The 20,341-nt window shown below is 35.6% G+C and carries 8 protein-coding genes and 1 other RNA gene; 8 read left to right on the forward strand and 1 reads right to left on the reverse strand.

Going from position 1 to position 20,341, the window contains the following annotated elements; genetic code table 11:
- Positions 1-109: 109 nt before the first annotated feature.
- Entirely contained in the window at positions 110-1,765 is a 1,656-nt protein-coding gene (locus QMO11_RS17480) for a dipeptidase (protein WP_282038795.1), read from the reverse strand.
- A 133-nt stretch (positions 1,766-1,898) separates the two neighbouring features.
- On the opposite strand from QMO11_RS17480, the gene QMO11_RS17485 reads away from it, so the two are divergent.
- The 8 genes from QMO11_RS17485 (at position 1,899) to QMO11_RS17520 (ending at position 20,036) form a co-directional block, all read left to right on the forward strand.
- Positions 1,899-2,924 carry a tetratricopeptide repeat protein gene (locus tag QMO11_RS17485; protein WP_282038797.1) on the forward strand — a complete coding sequence of 342 codons (1,026 nt, stop codon included), beginning with the start codon at positions 1,899-1,901 and terminating at the stop codon, positions 2,922-2,924.
- A gap of 94 nt (positions 2,925-3,018) precedes the next feature.
- Positions 3,019-3,210: a sporulation protein Cse60 gene (locus tag QMO11_RS17490; protein ID WP_282038800.1), complete on the forward strand. Its 192-nt coding sequence runs from the start codon at positions 3,019-3,021 to the stop codon at positions 3,208-3,210.
- Positions 3,211-4,030: 820 nt separating this feature from the next.
- Positions 4,031-14,464: a T9SS type B sorting domain-containing protein gene (locus QMO11_RS17495; RefSeq protein ID WP_282038802.1), complete on the forward strand. Its 10,434-nt coding sequence runs from the start codon at positions 4,031-4,033 to the stop codon at positions 14,462-14,464.
- A 27-nt stretch (positions 14,465-14,491) separates the two neighbouring features.
- Positions 14,492-15,424 (forward strand): PorP/SprF family type IX secretion system membrane protein, encoded by a 933-nt coding sequence (locus QMO11_RS17500; RefSeq protein ID WP_282038804.1) that lies wholly within the window; start codon positions 14,492-14,494, stop codon positions 15,422-15,424.
- Between the two features lie 95 nt (positions 15,425-15,519).
- Complete coding sequence (locus QMO11_RS17505; protein ID WP_282038806.1) at positions 15,520-17,571, forward strand: OmpA family protein; 2,052 nt, start codon at positions 15,520-15,522, stop codon at positions 17,569-17,571.
- Between the two features lie 104 nt (positions 17,572-17,675).
- The gene (locus QMO11_RS17510; RefSeq protein ID WP_282038808.1) at positions 17,676-18,296 is read left to right on the forward strand and encodes an SPOR domain-containing protein; all 621 of its coding nucleotides are present in this window, start codon (positions 17,676-17,678) and stop codon (positions 18,294-18,296) included.
- A gap of 37 nt (positions 18,297-18,333) precedes the next feature.
- An RNA gene (gene rnpB, locus QMO11_RS17515) (RNase P RNA component class A) lies at positions 18,334-18,710 on the forward strand.
- Between the two features lie 15 nt (positions 18,711-18,725).
- Positions 18,726-20,036 carry a YihY/virulence factor BrkB family protein gene (locus QMO11_RS17520; protein ID WP_068473677.1) on the forward strand — a complete coding sequence of 437 codons (1,311 nt, stop codon included), beginning with the start codon at positions 18,726-18,728 and terminating at the stop codon, positions 20,034-20,036.
- The last annotated feature ends 305 nt before the right edge of the window (positions 20,037-20,341 follow it).

The raw sequence follows: 20,341 nt of genomic DNA on the forward strand, positions 1-20,341 counted from the left end.
TAAAAGGGTGAAGATTGTAGTGGTGCTTGGTGAGCAAAAAGGGGATTAAATACCCATTGCATCACGCTTATCACTACATTCTTCACCCTTCTTTGTTTATTTTTACAGATTACTTTTCGCTTGGGATTTTCTTCATTTTAAGATGATCTCCCGTTTCTTTTGCTACTCTTTTATAATAGTCTTTACTATAACCTGGGAATTTAGCATGAGCGGGATTTCCATGAGCGTTCTTTAAGAATACTCCATTCTCCTCAGTATGCAAGTTGCCATCAAGGTATTTTACCATTAAAAATTCGCCCAAGTGTTTCCACTCTTTAACTGTAATGCTCGACTGATTTAAAGAGTACTCAGTTAAATAATCTTTGGCCAGATCAGGGTTTACTTCATAAAGCGATTTTGCAGCAATATCAGTTGCTGAGGTAAAGTTTTCGAACTTATTTTCTAAAGCCAATTGTACCTTTTCTATATCTTCAATCATTAAGTTATAGCGTCCGTAGGCTTGGTTCGATACCCAATTGAAAACCCAAAAGGCTGACTCCCAACTGAAATTAAGCAATGATCCATTACCCACTTCAAATTCTGTAGGAATAGCATTAATACCACAGTACATTGGTACGTATACAGTAGTTGCAGCATCATCCACACCAAACCATAAAATTCCGCCAATAGCATCAGGTAGCCAGCTGCGCATTTGTGCCACAAAAGAAAATCCGGTTTGCTGAGTTGCGATGGCTCTTTCGTTAAAATACTCTTGTCCGTCTACCTCCCATGTCAATGGTCTAAAACGGTATGGTGCTTTAAATGGTCCTGCACCAGTATCTTTTGACATATCCAATGAAGTCCCCTCAAAATGGTCTCTCATAATATTTTGTATATCACGGTACGATACTTTATTGGCTGGTTTCATCCATAAAGGCATTCTTTCTGAAGATTCTCCTTTAATAAAGGATTCGTATTTATCCATCTCAGGATTCATTATACGGAAACCTGCCCATACGCGAGCTTCGCAGAAACGAAGGGCACCAAAATCTATAGGTGCATATGCATCGGCAAAGCTGAAGTCTTTATCTTTTCCTCCAAAGTAACCCTGTTTTTTTGCAAATGAAATTACATCTTTTGAATACAGGCAGTTCTCAGTATCCTTAAGTGGAAAATTTGTGATGCGAGCTTGGTTGGCATGTCCTGAAACCATTCCATCCGGAATTCGTTGTGCTACCCAAACGGCACCTTTGTTGCCAGCGCCTTTTCCTATCATTTCCATTATCCAAAGCTCATCCTTATCACCTATAGAAAAGGATTCGCCAGAACTGTAATAACCATATTCTTCTACTAAATCGGTCATTACTTTTATAGCTTCTTTAGCAGATTTAGAACGCTGCAGAGCAATATATATTAAGCTACCATAATCCATTATTCCTGTAGAATCGGATAATTCTTTTCTACCACCAAAAGTAGTTTCGGCAATGGTAACTTGGTGTTCGTTCATATTACCAATAACAGTATACGTTTCTTTGGCTTGTTTAATTTCGCCTAAAAATTTACCCGTATCCCATTCGTATATTTTAAGCATTGCATCATCTTCCCATATTTGTCCGGGCCAGTAATATAGTTCTCCGAAAAGGTCATGTGAATCTGCTGCGTAACTTATAATGGTTGACCCATCTACAGAAGCACCTTTGGTAACCAGAAAGTTAGTACACGCCTCGCTAAGCTGTGGGGAAAGCATTAAAAGGGCTAATGAGAATACTCTAAGTAATTTGCTCATAACAATATTGTGTTTAAATTTTTATTGATTGAAGTGCAAAAATAAAGGATATTTTAACTTCCTATAATTTATTGTGTGAAAATAAATTATTTCCTTTAGCGCCTTAATCACAGGTAAAAGATATTTTAAAGGTATGAGGTTAATATACATATGTGTATTTAGTGTTTTTTCGTTTTTTGTAAGTGCTCAGAATAGCGATTTAGAAACAATTGTGAAAAAGGGTAGGGAGGCCTACGATGCGGGTAATTTTGAAAAATCAGTTAAATGGTTTAAACAGGCACATAAGTTCGATAAAAAGTCGGAGGAAATTATGTGCGAATTGGCACTTTCTTATTTAGCCCACGGCGATTATACCAATGCTGCTCTTTATAGTGGTAAAGTAATAGCCAATAAAAAGGGGAGCGATTTTGCTGAGGAATGTTATATCATGCACGGAAATTCGTGGGATAAACAATTAAGAAGAAAGCGCGCCCAAAAAACATATAAAGAGGCCATTGAAGCCTATCCTAATAATTATTTATTGTATTATCATTTAGCCAATAGTTTATACAGAGAGAAGAAGTATGAAGAGGCTCAAGAACAGTTGATTAATTTGTTTAAGATAAATCCCACCTATGGAAGTGGCCATTTACTAATGGCCTATATTGAATACGATAAAGGAGAGCGTATTAAAGCTATGCTTCCATTGTATTATTACTTATTGGTTGAGCAGGATTCTGAAAGAAGCGAGGGTGTTTATGATTTTTTAAATAACCTTTGGAATCAAGGTGTTAGGGTTAAGGCGCAGCGAGAGTCGAAATTATACACAGCTGGCGTTAATTTAGGCGACTTTGCAGAGCAGGAGCACTTGCTTAAGGAGTATGAAATTAATAGAGATACTGTAATTAATGAGGTGGGTGGTATTAAGAACCTTACCTTAATTCGTTTTGCAGAAAATACCAACTATTTATTTTCAAGTTTAGGAAATACGCCCGAAGTTAATTATGGATTTTATTGGGAGTTTTATGTAGATCTTTTTGCCAAGATAAATAGAAACCATTATAGTGATGCCTACTCTTACTTTATTAGCGATTGTAAATATAAAGATGACGTTTTACTATGGATGTCTTCTAATTACCAAACTTTTAAGAAATTTACTGAGTGGATGGAGTTGCAGTAAGTAAATTAATCTCGAATAATTATTTGTATAAATCGTTGTTATCACTAAATTAGCTCGAGCTATTTAAGAGTAATACGAAATAAATATTTTGACTATGGAGAAAACAAAAACAAAGCATTTTCAGTATACGGGAGTTGATGATTTTGATGTGGCTATTGATGAGCAAATCAATGCCTTCCTTATGGAGGAAGAAATTACTGGAGAACGATTAATTGATATTAAATATCAGGCACACTCTTCACAAGGTGTGAATAATTATTCTGCTTTAGTAGTCTATGTAGATTAATACAAATTAGAATTTAGTATATAAAGCCAGTTTTTTGCTGGCTTTTTTTATGCTTTTTAATTAGCATATTTTTTATTGCAGAAATGGTGATTAACTTAGTTTTTATTTCTAATACTTTTGTCGACCGCTTTAAATATTTAGCTTGCTTTTTGAGTTTATTAATAGCTTTTTATGTTAATATTGTAAATATTAACCTTACTCAATTACCGATCAATTATTTTACTTTTATTAATACTTGAATCACTACTGTGGGCTGTATCATTAATAAATGATAATTTATTAAATTATGCTGAGCTCATATGAGTTATCATAATGGCTATGCTTAACCAACGTTATGTAATAATTGAATAAACCTTGTGTAGTTCTTTTTTAGTGATAAATGTGGCGTAGTATAATTTCTCAGTTCTTGAATTATACTTTTGCTACTTAATGTGTTGGGATTGCCTACATGTCCCATTTTAATTGATGTGAACTGAAATGTTTAATCTAGTTTGAATTCATATACTAAGACTTTGTTTATACTAATTATTTATTAGCTAAACTAGTGTTTAGATGAAGTAGATTAACCCTTGGAGGGGCATAGTAAGGCGTTTGTAAAAATATTTTTACTTCAGATTGTTTTTTTTATGTAAAGTTGATAATCCTTGTAACAATTTGTGTATTTTAGCGTACAAAATACATGCAGTTGTGGTAGTTAATTGGAATTTATATTATCATAATTGTTGTCAGTGTATTGAATTTTAACGTTGCGTTAGGGGACAATAGCGTTATCAGAATTATTTAACTAGACTAAGATTATATGTATCAATATCTTAATAGTATGAAAAATAACTTCCAGTTTTTACGGATTGCATTATTTAGTGCATTTATAATTATTGGGTTTAATACTACAGTTGCTCAGAGTACATTACAACTAACCAGTAAGCAAAAAAGGCAGCTTGATAAAATTAGTGCAGCAAATGAGAGTGGGGATGTTTTAAAGGCTGCAAGTATAGCTTCATCGTTGAACGATCACGGTTTAGATGATAATTATTGTATTGATGATGCAAATGTTACATTGACACCAACGTTTAATGGTAATCCCCTTACAGGAGGAAGTTGGCTTGGCGCACCTGATGAACCTTGGGTAGATGCAAGTACAGGAGAGTTTATTCCAGGAAATGTACCCAATGATAAATTAGGTAATTTTATATCAATTACATATGTCCTTGCTGATGCTATAGGTAATCCTCAATCTTTCCCTGATTATACTAAAGTTCACTCTTTACCGCAAGCTTATAATTTATTAGGCGATAATGAAATTTGTAGCGGTGTTTCAGGAAGTATACAATTGGATAATTCTGATGGAGATATTATGTATACATTTTATCGTGATCCTGATTTTGGAGGACCTCAACCCCCAGTTGCTGTAGGTTCAGCTCCTGGTGTAGGTGGTGTTTTATATTTTTCAGTTACACAAGAAGGGCGCTATACCGCTTCAGGTTCAAACGATCTAACGAAATGCGAGAATGATATGTCTGGGTTTATTGATGTTACGGTAAACCCATTACCACCAGTAGTTGCAACTAATAATGGCCCTTTATGTGAAGGTGACCCGTTAACATTATCAGCTTCTCCTACGGGGGCAGAATATACATATGCTTGGACAGGCCCAAATGGTTTTACAAGTACTGAGCAAGCTCCGGTTATAAATCCGACTGTAGCTGCTAATGATGGCCTTTATAATGTAACAGTTACAAATAAGAATACAACTTGTAGTAGTACTGCAAATACAACAGTAGTTATAAAAACTATTCCAATTCCTACAATATCAGGAGATCAAACAGTTTGTCTGAATTCGTCAGTTACTTATACTACAGAGCCAGGAATGTCAAATTACGTGTGGACTTATCCTGCAGACTTTGTTCCTACGAGTGCTACGAATACAAATACTATAACTGGTGCTTGGACAGCGCTTGGTGATGATAAGATACAAGTAGTTTATGAGAATGGAGATGCTTGTACTTCACCAGTTTTTGGAGAGTTAGAGGTCACCACTGGTGAAGCTACTGCTGGTTTAACATCAAATGCAGTTAATGATGAGGTTTGTATCAATCAGGCAGTAACGTTTACAGCCACCGGAGGAGTTACTTATGAATTTTTCGTTGGAACAACATCTGTTTTGGGGCCTTCTGCTTTAGACACTTATACTACTAGTAGTCTTGTAAATGGTGATGTAGTAAGTGTAAAAGTTATCGATGCTAATGATTGCGAAGATACACATCCTGGTATTACAATGACAGTACTGCCAGAACCTATTATTACCTTAACAACGAGTGACGAAACTCCTTGCCAAGATACTCCGATAGTATTAACAGCTACGGGAGCTACTACTTATACTTTTTATAAAAATGGTGCGATTGTGCAAGGACCAAGTACACAAAGCACCTTTACTACAATAAACCCAATAGTAAGTGGTGATCAATTTTATGCTATAGGTAATGATGGCGATTGTGATGGAACAAGCCCTATATTAACTATCAATGTAAATCCATTACCAACTATTGGCCTTGTTAGTGATAAAGGTAATGTCTTTTGTTTAAATGATATTGTAACATTTGCAGCCAGTAATGCAGTTACTTATGAGTTTTTTGTTGATAATATTTCTCAAGGAACAGCATCTTCAATAGCAACATTCACGTCAAGTACCCTAACAAATGGGCAAGTAGTTAAAGTAATTGGTACAGATGCTAACGGTTGTGAAGGTGAGAATTCAATTACAGTTACCGTAAATGAAATAACAGCAGTGCTTAATATTACCAATCCTAGTCCTCCGGGTTCTAGTGTATGTAGTGGCACTGAAGTTACTTTTAATGCAAGTGCAACCGGAGGTAGTGGTAATAATTCATACGAATTTTTTGTAAATGGTATCTCACAAGGAGTGTCTTCAAATACTATTTTTAAATATACAATACTTAGTGATACTAAAATATCTGTAAAAGTTATTGATGTTACTTTAGGTTGTGAAGATACAGAAGAAACAGATATGATTGCGTTGGCCTTGCCTTCTGTTTCAATTACTAATCCTTCTGATGGTGCAGCTTTTTGTATTAATGAACCAGTAACCATAACAAGTTCTCCAGCAGGTTATAGTAATTACACCTTTTATTATGATAATGGAAGCGGACCGGTTGTATTATATACAGGTGCTTCAGAAGAGTATACAAAACCTGATGGTTTTACGCAAGGTGGGCAGTTAGCTGTTGTGGCTGATAATGGTAGTTGTTCATCACAATCAACTTTTGTTAATTTTACAATAAATCAACTTCCATTAGTTACTTTAACAAGTGATCAAACAAATGATGAATTTTGTTTTGGAACATCTGTTACATTTACTGCTGGAAATGCAGTGAATTACGAATTTTTTGTGGATAACATATCACAAGGCACTCCTTCTGCGACTAACACCTTTACTACGAATACCTTAATTGATGGTCAAGTAGTTAAGGTTGTAGGTATAGATGGGAATGGCTGCGAAGGTGAAAACTCTATTACAGTAAAAGTAAATACTGCGACTGCTGGTCTAAGTGCGAATCCAGGAGTAGCTATATGTGAAAATGAGTCCGTCACTTTTACAGCAACAGGTGGAGTTAGCTATGAGTTTTTTGTTGGAACAACATCTGTTATGGGGCCTTCCGCACTTGATACATATTCTACTAACAGTCTCGCAGATGGTGATGTAGTTAGTGTTAAAGTTATTGATGCAAATGGGTGTGAAGATATACATTCTGGATTGACAATGACTGTAACTCCTGAACCTACAGTTATACTAACTTCTACTGCACCTGCTATTTGTCTTGGAACAGAAGTTACTTTTACTGCAACAGGAGCTGATTCATATACATTCTATTATAATAATGTTCTTGTACAAGGTCCGAGTGCAACAAATACTTATGTTACCACAAACCTTAATGATGGTGATAAAGTTTATGCTGTTGGTACATTGCTAGGTTGTGAAGGAATAAGTAATATAATTACAACTACTGTTAATCCTTTACCACCAGTTGTGTTAGTTAGTGATCAGGCAAATGATGAGTTTTGTTCTGGAACTACAGTTACATTTACTGCCGGAGGAGCAACTACTTACGAGTTTTTTGTAGATGGCTCAAACGTACAAGGACCATCAGCTCTTAATACCTATATCAGTTCAACATTAACAAATGGCCAAGTTGTTTCAGTAGTTGGTGAAGATGCTATTGGTTGTGAATCAATCAGAGCAATTGCTGTTATTGTTAATGAGACTACTGCTAGTCTTACTTCAGATAAAGGAAATGCTATTTGTAAAGGGGATGAAGTTATTTTTACAGCAACAGGTGGAAATAGTTATGAGTTCTTCATTAATGGTGGGTCAGATCAAGGTCCTTCACCATTAGATACTTATAAGTCTGATTTGTTAGAAGATGGTGACGTAGTAAGTGTTAAAGTTATTGATGCCAATGGTTGTGAAGATACTCATCCAGGTATTACAATGCTTGTCTCAGATTTGCCTACAGTGACAATTAGTCCAAGTGGTCCTCAAATATGCCAAGGAGAATCGCTTAACTTTAAAGCAACTGGAGCTAGTCAATATGAGTTCTTCGTTAATGGATTATCTGTTCAAGGCCCTAGTGCATTGGATATCTATGAGTTATCTAACCCGCTTGATGGAGATGAAATTTATGTAGTGGGTACAGACGGTACATGTAATGGAACTAGTGCTACCGAAACTATTGTTGTAAATGCTTTACCTACAGTTATATTAACAGCTTCACCTCTTGGTGCCATTGTATCGGGTACGGAAGTTACTTTTACAGCAACAGGCGGAGTTACATACGAGTACTTTGTAAATAGCATCTTAGTACAAGGACCATCTGCATTAGATACCTATAAAAATTCTACTCTCGTAGATGGCGATGTTGTGAGTGTAAAAGTAACTGATGCAAATGGGTGTTCAAATACAGAACAAATTATTGTTCAAGTTCTTGATGGAATTATTCTTAAAGATGTTATTGCAAGAAGCAATAGTTATTGTGAGGGAGAAAGTGGAGTTAGTGTTTATGTAGATGATCCACAATTAAATATTACTTATGAATTAATTGACGATCTAACAGGAACTTCCGCTGGTGCATCAATTGAAAATGATGGAGTAATTTCAGTTGAATGGAATAGTATTCTAGAAGGTACTTATAGGGTAGAAGCTTTTTATGGTGGAATTCCGGCAACTAGAGTTGCGATGAGAAATACGGTGACGATTACTAAGTACCAGTTACCAACAATATATGACCTATCTCCAACAGGAAAAGTAACAGGTTGTACTTCCCATGATATTACATTGTCCAATTCAGATTTGACTATCCAGTATTCTTTATTACGAGATGGTGTGGTTGATGAAATAAAAATAGGAACAACAGGTATCTTAACATTTGAAGGAAAAAATGTACCTGGAGTCTATACAATTGTTGCTGAAGATATTGTCTCTTCGTGTTCGTCTTTAATGAACGGACAATTTGAAATCGAAAGCGATGGTTCGCTTACAGCTTATGACTTATTTGTTGAATCACCAGCAGATCCATCTAATCCTTTAGATGGTAGATTTTGTAAAGGTGATGCTGGTGTAACTTTATCTTTATCAAATTCTGGTAATTCAGATTTGACTTATATATTGTACCGTGCAGGTGATCTTATACCTGTGGCTACAGTGACGGGAGCTAACGGCCCAATTAGTTTTGGTGTAATCAGTTTACCAGGAACTTATACAGCGCGAGTCGTTTCCCTTAATGGATGTAGCTTGCCTATGAACGGAGCGGTTGATGTTATTGAAGTAGTTCAACCTCAGCAATATGCGTTAATTACAGATAATACTAACCCTAGTTCAGGATTCTTCTGTCATGGTTCTTCCGGCTTAGTTTTATCTTTAGATAATTGCGAAGAAGGAGTTATTTATGAGTTGTTCTTAGATGCTACTACCTTGATAGACACTCAAGTAGGACCTGTTGGTGGAGGTAAGCTCGATTTCACAGGTGCTGTTTCAATAATTGGAGAGTATAGTGTTAGTGCTTCTATAAATGACTTAGGTTGTGGTTCTAATATGTTAAATACAATTCAGCTGCAATTAATAGATGCCCCACTTGATAATACTCCTCTGATAAATCACGATTATTTCTGTTACGGAGGTTCAACTGAGTTAATGATTCAGAGTCCAGAATTAAATGTAGAATATAGTGTGGTGAAAACTGATGGAACATCAAGAAGTAACTGGGAATCATCACTTAGTGATATTACTTTTATCATCTCAGAAGCTGGTGACTATAATGTAGAGGCTCGAAAAGTGGAAAATGGTATCACTTGTTCAGAAGTTGTAATGAGTGGAGGACCATATATTTTTACCGAAGAAGCACAAGTAGCTAAACCTAATGTAACATCTGCTACAGCTCCTGATCCTTGTGATGGTGATATTATTACAGTAATATTATCCGAATTAGATATAACTTATGTCGTTGTATACGATGATGGTAGCGGCAATTTCGTTCAATTACCTGGATATAGTTTTGTAGGTGATGGTAATGATCAATCTTTTGAGCCAATTAGTGATTCAGGTAGAGATTATTACGTTAAAGGGATTAATCTAAATAGTTGTGAATCAGAATTAAGCACGGCCATAAATATTAATAACCCAGGTGCCATTGCTAAGCAAACAGTTACGGGTAATGGTAATATTTGTGATGCAAGCTTACCATTAAATATTGGTCTTACTGATTCAGAAGCATCAGTTGATTATATACTTCGTTATACTGATCCAAGTGGAACTATACCAGATAAAACTATAGAAACTATTACCAGTGTAGGTGGAGCTTTAAGTTTTACAGCGTTAAATACATATGACTCAGGTGAGTATTATGTAGTAGGTAATAACGGAACTTGTGTTAATGAAATGAGTAATAGAATTACCGTAGAGTTCTTTACTCCACCAAGTACTGACTTAACATCGGATGCTACCGGAAGTGTTTGTGCTGGTACTAACATTACATTTACTGCAACTGGGGGTATGAATTATACCTTTTATGTAAATGGCACTAATGTGCAAGGTCCGTCTGCCTTAGATACTTATGTGGCAAATGCGTTACTTGATGGAGATGAAGTAACTGTATTTGTCGAAGATTCCAACGGATGTTCTGCAACTCCTGCTGGTATAACTGTACAAATAGATGCAGCGCCAGCTGTTGGACTAATAGCTGATAACACAATAATTTGTGATGGTGATGAAGTATTCTTTACTGCCAGTGGTGCATCAGCTTATACTTTCTATGTTAATGGTAGCGTTGTACAAGGTCCATCTTCTCAAGATACTTATGTAACAAGTACCTTAATTAATAACGATGAAGTGAAAGTATTGGGTAGCAATGGAACTTGTGAAGCTGAAAGCAGTTCTATCGTGCTTACGGTAAATAATTTACCAACTGCTGGTTTAACAGCAGATCCTTCAGGTCCTATTGTAAGTGGAACAGAGGTTACCTTTACTGCAACTGGTGGTACAGAATATGCATTTTTCGTGAACGGAAGTGAAGAACAAGCAAGAAGCACTATCGATACATACAAAACTTCGAGTTTAAATGATGGCGACCAAGTATTAGTTCAGGTATATGATGGTAATTCATGTATGTCATCAACATCATTAGTCATCGATGTACTCGATGCTATAAACATTGTTGCTGTATTAAGCACTGCCGATCAATACTGTGCAGGTGAAGCTGGTGTAAGTGTCTTTATAAATACACCACAACGAGGGGTTACTTATGAATTGATTGATGTTAATACTTCCACAATAATAGGAAGCCCTATCACATATACTGGGTACAATCTTGTTGCTTGGGATAACGTAACAGCTGGTGAGTATATGGTTGAGGCCTATTACGCTTCCCACCCTGTAGCTCGTGTGGAAATGAATAATAGAAAGAATATTACAGAAAATTCTCTACCTCAGGAGTATGACCTAACCCCAACAGGAACTGTCACAGATTGTAATAATCCTAGTGGTTATGATATTAACTTATCCGGTTCCGAATTGAATGTAACCTATCACCTAATTGTGAATAATACTATAGTCGCAAGTGAGGAAGGAACAGGTAGTACCATTGATTTCCTTGGTAACCTTTATATTGGTACCTACGAAATTACTGCGGTAAACGATATCAGTGGGTGTAGTGCATTGATGAATGGTAGTTATACAGTTGATGTAGCTGGTAATATTTACGACTTAATTGTAGTAGGAGCTACTGATCCAACAAATGGTTCGTACTGTGCAGGTACAGGAGGTGTAGAATTAGGATTGTCTAACTCGGAAGTGGGTGCTATTTATAAACTTTATAAAGATGGTATAGATACCAATGAAGATGTTTCTGGTGATGGAACTCCTATCAGTTTCGGTTTAATTAGTGATGATGGTGATTACTTTGTACAAGCGGAAAGTGCTGGTTGTATTCTTATAATGAATAATACAATTACCGTAAAAGAAATCGATGCACCAATGTCCTATAACTTAAGGTCTGATAATCCTTTGGATCAAACTGTGGGTGATTATTGTTATGCTTCTTCGGGTATAAACCTATATGTGGATAATCAAGAGGAAGATGTAGAATATGAATTATTTAGAGATGGTTTTTCAGTAAATATAAAAGTTGGTTCTGCTCTAAGTGGCACACCATTATACTTTGATGGCCCATTTACTGATGATGGAGTTTATTCTGTAGTGGCTAATATTAAAGATATTTCTTGTACTACCGATATGGCGAATGACATTATGGTTACTGAAATACCACAGCCAAAAGACCGAACAATTGTTGTAGATCAAGATTATTTCTGTACAGGTGATGTAACATATCTAACAGTACAAAGTCCTGAGATTGGAGTAAGTTATCGTGCAGTCTCAGACAATGGTTATGTGGGAGAATGGTTTAAAGCCATGAGCAATATTGATTTACAACTACCTGTTAATAGTACTGGTAAATACTGGGTTGAAGCACGTAATGGAGATGAAGCATATGGCTGTTCAGGTATTTTGATGTTAGCTGGTCCTATAACAGAAGAAACCTTACCAACCGCAGTTGTCATTAGCCTAGAAAATAATGCAGACCCATGTATTGGTGATGTTATTGTGGTTGATAAAACAGAATTGGGTATTACTTACAAAGTTGTTTACGAAGATCCTAGTAATCCGGGTACTTATATCGACCTTTCGGGTTACGAATTAGTAGGTGACGGTTCTGAGATGAAGTTTGATCCAATCTCTGATTCTGGTCGAGATTATTACGTGATTGCTATAAATGCAAAAGGCTGCGGATCAGATATAAGTAATGTAGTGCGTATTGAGAAATCTGGAGCAATTGTGAAACAAACCTTTACAGGACAAGGTGAAATATGTTCAGGCGAATTGTTAGAGGACTTCACGCTAACAAGCTATGAGAATGATGTAGTCTATACTCTATGGTTTAAAAGTTACTATGATAATTCAGAAATACCACTTACTAATGTAGGTACATCTGATGATAATGGGATATTAGTATTTGATTCATTTTTTGCAAGGGGTGATGGTGAGTATTTTGTTGTTGGTGAACGCGGAGGTTGTATGAATCGAATGTTGAACCCAATCTTATCAACAGTAAATGCATTGCCTATTGCGCATTCACTATCCGGTAGCGGTATTACTTGTGATTTAGTTAATGTTGGAGCTATGATAGGCTTAAGTGATTTCGAATCAAATACAGATTATTATTTATTCTATCAGATAAATCATAGTGCTCCCAAAGTATATAAGGAAGATTTAGATATAACTCAGGTCCCTATTGAAATTGCGGTCCATGAAGAAGGGATCTACAGTGTAGTTGCCAGAAATAATTATGGCTGTACTTCAAATATGAATGGTGACATTACCGTAATAGAATATAGTAATCCACTTAATTATAATCTTGAAAATACGAGCTTCTGTAGTAATGAAGAGTTGTTAATTGAAGAAACCGAATTAGGCGTTTATTATCAGGTTAGAAATTCATTAAACGAAGTTATAAATGAATTCGAAGGAACAGCAACTGGTAATATGAGTATGGGTGTTTATGAAGAAGGCACATACCTAGTGACCGCAACTCGAGAAAGTGTTATAGATACAGACAAAGAGGGTGCTTGTTATACAGTTATGAATGGCGGTGTTCCCGCTGATGTAAATGAAGCACCAGAAACATTATATGACCTAACATGTGGAGGTAAAGATACCGACTGTACTGTTGAGGATGACATATGTATTGAAAATTCACAGCCTGATATTATTTATATACTATACAGAAACGGTGTCGAGGTTACTCGAGATTATGATAGAGATGCAGATGGTAAAGTTTGTTTTGGAGCTGTTGGAGAAGAAGGGAAGTATACAATACTGGCATATGACCCGGTAAGCGAATGTAGTGGTATTATAGGCGAAGGTGGAGGAATTGATTATGGACCAATACCATATACTGATATTGTTGCTGTTAGTGATACTATTAACCTTACAAATGGTCAGTTAGCAGGTTATGCCTTTGTTGGACTTAACGACACACTCGATAGTAAAGTAGATATACCTTTTGAACTTGATGTTGTTACTGCTGAAGAAAGTAATATTCGTTATTCACTGCTTGATTTCACAGTAGAAGAGGAAGATACTACTTGGGTTACTATTCCTGATGGTGAGAAGTTAAAGAGACTAATAGGTAATTATGATATAAGTAACATTGACGGTACTTTAACCTTCGAAAAGTTACCTACTTTCTATGGTTTAGACGAAGTACATTATACGATACGAAATATCTCTGTAGCAGGGCGAATTGATACTGCAACAGTTTATGTGAATGTAGGTAATAAAGATATTGGTGAGGATATGCCATTCTTAATACCTAATGCATTCTCACCTAATGGTGATGATTTTAATGATGTGTTCGTTATTCAGGGTATTAATGATGATAAAGACGCTCCCGAGGTTTCTACTCTTGAGGTTTATAATAGATGGGGATCTCTCGTGTATCGTTCGAAAGAGACTTACTATGGCCAAGATGAGAAATGGTGGGATGGTAAATCAACACATTCGAATATGGTTTCAATAGGTCAGGATTGTCCTAACGGTACCTACTTCTATATCTTTACTGTTAAGGTTGTGATTGATGGAGAACCCGATACTAAAAAGTATAATGGTTACATTGAATTAAGACGTTAACACTACCTAACAATTGAAATTAAGAGTATGAAAAATATAGTATTTATAATTCTTTTAGTGTGCCTTTTGCCTAGTTCCCTTTTAAGTCAGGGATACCAGCAGTACAATCATTATATAGCTAATCAGGGATTGTTAAATCCGGCTTATAATGGTACTCGTGATGTCATTAGTGGTTTAATGACGCACCGTAGTCAATGGATAAGTATGGAAGGTGCTCCAATGAATCAAGCTATTAATGTCCATGGTCCTGTTGAAGATACCAATATTGGTTTGGGTGTAGTTCTTCAAAACGACGCTATTGGTTTTAGTAATACCTTTGATGCGATGGTTGCTGCATCTTATAAAATAGAGCTTGATAATAGAGGTAAACGTTGGGTTTCATTAGGATTACAAGCTGGTGTTACATCTTTTATTTTTGATGGAACTAAGGCTATTACGGGAGATTGGAATGATCCTGTATTTCAGGGAAGAACTTCTACTGTAGGTTTTAATACTGGTTTTGGTGCCTATTATTACGCTACTGATTATTTTGTAGGCTTCTCCATTCCAAAAATGTTATCGCAAAGTTTTGATGAGAACACTAATGAATTTAAGAATAAATTCGACTTTCAGAATATGGCCATGTTTTTATATGGGGGTTATGTTTTTGATTGGGAACCTGTAAAAGTAAAGCCAACACTTCTATTTCGAGAGGTATATGGTGCGCCTTTGCAATTTGATGTGTCGTGTAATGTATTGCTAGCTGAAACCATATGGGTTGGTATGTCTTACCGATCTACTTCTAATATTGTTTTCCTTTCTGAATTTATTTTGAATCGACAATTTACGCTAAGGTATTCATTTGATTATGCACTAAATTCTTTAAATCAATTCTCACAATATGGTTCGCATGAGATTGGTTTGCAATTCGATTTTAGTTTTAATAAGCGCCCTGGAATGAGGTCTATCAGATACTTTTAATAGTTTATCTGATAAAAAATAAAAGGTTTGGAAAAACAATAGCATAAAAAATAGCAATTTTAAAAAATGTTTGTAACTTTTGTTAAATAGTTAACATGGGAACCACTTTTGATCTTACATCTAATATGAAACATATTACTAAGTATTTAATTTTTTCAGTAATTCTTTTTACATGTTTGCAAGGCACAGTTGCCCAAAGTAAATCTGTAAAGAAAGGAGATGGATATTATAAAAAAGGAGAGTATTATCATGCTCTAGTTTCATATAATTACGCAAGAACCGAGGGAGAAGAACTCGATTCTAACACCAAGAAAAAAATAGCCAATTGTTATTATCAATTAAATGATATACAAAATGCTTTTGAATATTTCGCAAGTGTGCAAGATGATCTTTCCGGTGATGATGTTTTAACTTATGCTATGGTAGCACATCGATTTGCTGCTTACGACATGGCAATTGAATGGTATGAGTTAGCCAAGAAAGAAGGTGCTAATGCTATGAAAGTTAATGAGCTTATTGAATCATGTAAATGGGCCTTAGCTAATAACGAATTTGATGAAGATTACCGTGTTAACCCGAGTAGTATTTTTACTTTTGGTCAGTCATTTGGTATTCAGTTTTATAAGTCAGGTGTTGTTTACTCATCTTCTTCGTCTGATGGAAACACAAAGAAGATTGATAAACAAGGAAAGGCCTTTTTGAATTTATACTTTTCAGAATTGGTTGATTACGAAATTCAGAAAGGAAGTTTATTCTCTAAGAGTCTGAATTTTGACTATCATATTGGAGCAATTAGTTTTACCACTGATTATAACACAATGTACTATACACGCAGTGTGCGAGTAAAAGGAGGACAAAGTAAACTAAAAATATTTAGGGTAGAGTATGATGGTAAAGATTGGGGTAACGAGTTAGAATTACCATTTAATTCTGATGATTATGATTGCGCTCACCCGGCGGTATCTCCTGATAATAAATTCATCTATTTTACCTCAAATAAAAAAGGCGGCTATGGAGGGAAAGACCTCTATAAAGTGGAACGTCTGCGAGGCGGCAGTTACGGTAAGGTAATCAACCTAGGTCCAGAAATCAATACATTTGGTGATGAAGTTTTTCCATTTATAGCTAAAGATTATACTTTATATTTTTCTTCGGATGGCCGATTAGGTTTTGGAGGCTTGGATTTGTATAAAGCAGAATATGATGAAGGTGCTTGGAAGAATGTAGCGAATATGTTAAAGCCGTTCAACTCGGAGCGTGATGATTTCGGTTATGTCCAAAATCCACAAAATAAGAACAAAGGGTTTCTATCAAGTAACAGGACTGGAAATGGTGATAAGGATGCGATCTTTTATGTTAATTTCATAGGTCAGGAAGAATCTGATGAGCCTAAAGTAGGCGAAGAAATTGTATTAGAAGAACTACCTGAAGAAAAAGTAGAAGTTGTAGTTCCTGTAGTAGTAGCACCTGTTATTAAAGAAAATACATTACCAGCGAGTTTTAATCCAACAATAAAGTCAAGCATGGGTAATGTGCCTATTGCTGGTATTCAGTGTGAGATCGTCGATGATATTACTGGCCAGGTTGTAGCCACAGGTATTTCAAACTCAGAAGGTAAACTTGCTCTTACGATACCAGATGCTTATAGAAAAGAAGGTCAGGAGTTCGAAGTAGTTTTCTCAAAGGATGGGGATTACGTTTCAAAACGAATGATAGTAAATATTATGGAGCTAGAAGACTTATCTAAAAATGGTGTTACTTTAACTCCTGTATTTAACGATGTTGTTTTAGATGATTTAAGTGAAATGGTTCTTTACTATAAAAACGGTGAGCTTACTGCAGATAGTGAAAAGGTATTAGGTCGTTTAGCAGCTTATTTAAATGCAAACCCAAATATTGTAGTAAAATTAAATACACACACTGATGCTAAAGGTAGCAAGTTAGATAACCTTTTAAACTCACAATCGATGGGAGAGAAGGTTGAAGGTATGCTTGTGGATAAAGGTGTGAATGATGATAGTATGATTCCTCGTGGTTATGGTGAGCGCTATTTAGTAAATGAGTGCAAAAGAGGTGTTGTATGTGATGAAAGTGAGCATCAAAAGAATAGAAGAGTAGAAGTAATTGTTTGGAAAGTGAATAAGTAACTAATATTGATAATACAAATAAGTAAGTTTAATATTCACTTATAGTGATGATTAGGATTAAATTACTTGACGTTTCAATTGTCAAAAACAAATAAATATAACAGATGAAAGCTAATATATTATTCTTAACAATATTCTCTTGGTTCTTAGGATTTACTTTTTTTACTGCTAATGCGGATAAATTGGAACACCTTAGAACTTCAAAAAAGATTGTGAGTGTAAGCCACCTACCAACTTCAGATGATTTTGCAGTTCAAATTATAGCTTTAAAGTTACCTGCAAACGAACCTGGATTCTTTAACAATATTGAAAATGCTCGTGAGTTTACTTGTTCTGATGGATATGTGAGGTATACAGTTGAGAGTTTTGCTACCTACAATGGGGCCAAAGCAATGGTAGACCATTACAAAGAGTTGGGATATGTACAGTCTTTTGTTGTAAATTGTGCGGATTATATTTTAGACGGTTCTGTAAAAAATCGATTTGATCCCAATGCCGATTATACGGTTCAATTAAGTGCCTTTCGTTTTCCAGTCTATTTAAGCCACTTTGATGGTGTAGATAATGTAATGGAGTTCTATATGAAAGATAGGGTCTATAGATACACTGTTGGAAGCTTAAAACATGAAGCAGCTGAGGTATTGCTTGCCGAATTAAAAAAGAAGGGTTATAAAGATGCCTATATCACTGCCTTGGATCCTTATTTGCCATTTCAAATTGAATAATGCTTGATATTCTACTTAAAGAACTATCTTTGCAGAAATAGCAAGTCAGTCTATCGCCGCACTATGTGGGGAGGAAAGTCCGGGCAATAAAGAGTACCATGCTTCCTAACGGGAAGATACTTGTGAGAGTATAGTAATGTAACAGAGAATAACCGCCTTGCTTTCGGGTAAGGTAAGGGTGAAAAGGTGAGGTAAGAGCTCACCGGTGTTTGTGGCAACATGAATAGCCGTACAACTGATGGATTGCAAGACCAAATATATTACGATTTCCTTCGGGATACAGGGCTACTCGCTTTGATATTTATAGTCGTAAGGGGTAGGTTGCTGAAGCTTATGAGTAATTATAAGCTTAGACAAATGATAGACACATTCCTTTGTGAATGACAGAACCCGGCTTATCGACTTGCTATTTTCTTTTAAACTATATCCATGAATGATTATATACAAAGAGCCGTAAAGTATTTTACAGAAGATATTTGGAGAGTGCAAAAGTTTGAACTCTCTAAGCCTCATGTATTAATTATTAACACGGTACGTATCATATATCTGGCTGTTAAGGGATTCATCTACGACCGCTGTCAGCAAAAAGCTTCTGCACTCACTTTTTACTCACTTTTATCAGTAGTACCACTACTTGCCTTAATTCTTGGAATTGCAACAGGATTCGGATTGGATAATGTTGTTGAAAGGGAATTGATTAAACATCTTTCTACTCAGCGAGAGGTACTGGATTATGTACTTAAGATGGCAAAAAACTACGTTAGCCATACTAATGAAGGTATTATTGTTGGAGTTGGTTTGGTGCTCCTGTTTTGGTCTGTGATGAAAGTGTTGGGTAATATTGAGCAAAGTTTTAATGAAATTTGGGAGGTGACACGCGCAAGAAGTTTTGCACGTAAATTCACAGATTACCTTGCTATACTTGTTGTAGGCTTATTGTTTTTAGTTTCAACGAGTAGTATGTTAGTTTTTGTCGCCAATAAATTCGGCGAAATAGAATTGTTTAATAACAATGGTTTTGCTGAAGCCATAAATTTATTATTGCCATTTTCATTAACAAGTGTTGTATTTACGCTATTGTTCTATATTATGCCTAATACAAAGGTTACTATACTTTCAGCAGCAGTTGGAGGTATTGTGGCAGGTATATTATTTCAGTTGTTGCAGTATTACTATTTTCATTTTCAAGTAGGTGTTTCTCGCTATAATTCTATTTATGGTAGTTTTGCAGCCTTACCTTTATTTTTAATATGGTTACAATCGAGTTGGCTCATTGTTTTATTTGGAGCTGAAATAGCGTTTGCTGTGCAAAATGTTAACAGTTATGAGTTTGAAGCCGATACTAAGAATCTTAGCAATCGTTATAAAAAAGTGGTTGCACTTATTGTTACTTATAATGTTGTGAAGCGTTTTAAGGAGGGAATGAAGCCCAATGATAGTTTGCATATGTCAGTGGATCTAAAAATTCCCATAAGGCTCTTAAATGAGGTTATAATGGCTCTTATAAAAGCAGAGGTAATTGTTGAAGTTAATTTGAATGACGGAGACACTGGTTTTATTCCTGCAGTTGATATTAATACATTAACTACTTACGATGTAATTGATAAAATGGAAAACGCAGGTATTTCAGATGTGTATTACGAGAAAACAGAGGAACTAATAAACTTCGAAGGGGTGGTTAACGATTTTAATAAGACTTTGATCAGTCATAAATCAAATATCCTTGTAAAAGATATGTAAAGAAAAAAGGTTACTGAAAACAGTAACCTTTTTTTATAAGAGCCGCATCAACCGGATTATTTAAACTCCTGTAAACAGGATTTGAGTGTGCCTTAATTCGCAGTAATCCTCCGTACCATAAATGATAACCCGAAGGCGAGGCCCGCCTTTAAACCATGCAACTTTACTCGGTTCTATTGTAGCGTTGAGTTTAACAATCTAAATAAATTGATGCGGTGTGCATTTGTCAATAACTACATAACAAAAATAGGCATTAATAGTATTCTAAGCAAGTATTAAGGCGGCTTTTAGGCTTATGGTGCTCG

It is taken from the genome of Saccharicrinis aurantiacus, from assembly GCF_947489045.1.
GTDB lineage: Bacteria > Bacteroidota > Bacteroidia > Bacteroidales > Marinilabiliaceae > Saccharicrinis > Saccharicrinis aurantiacus.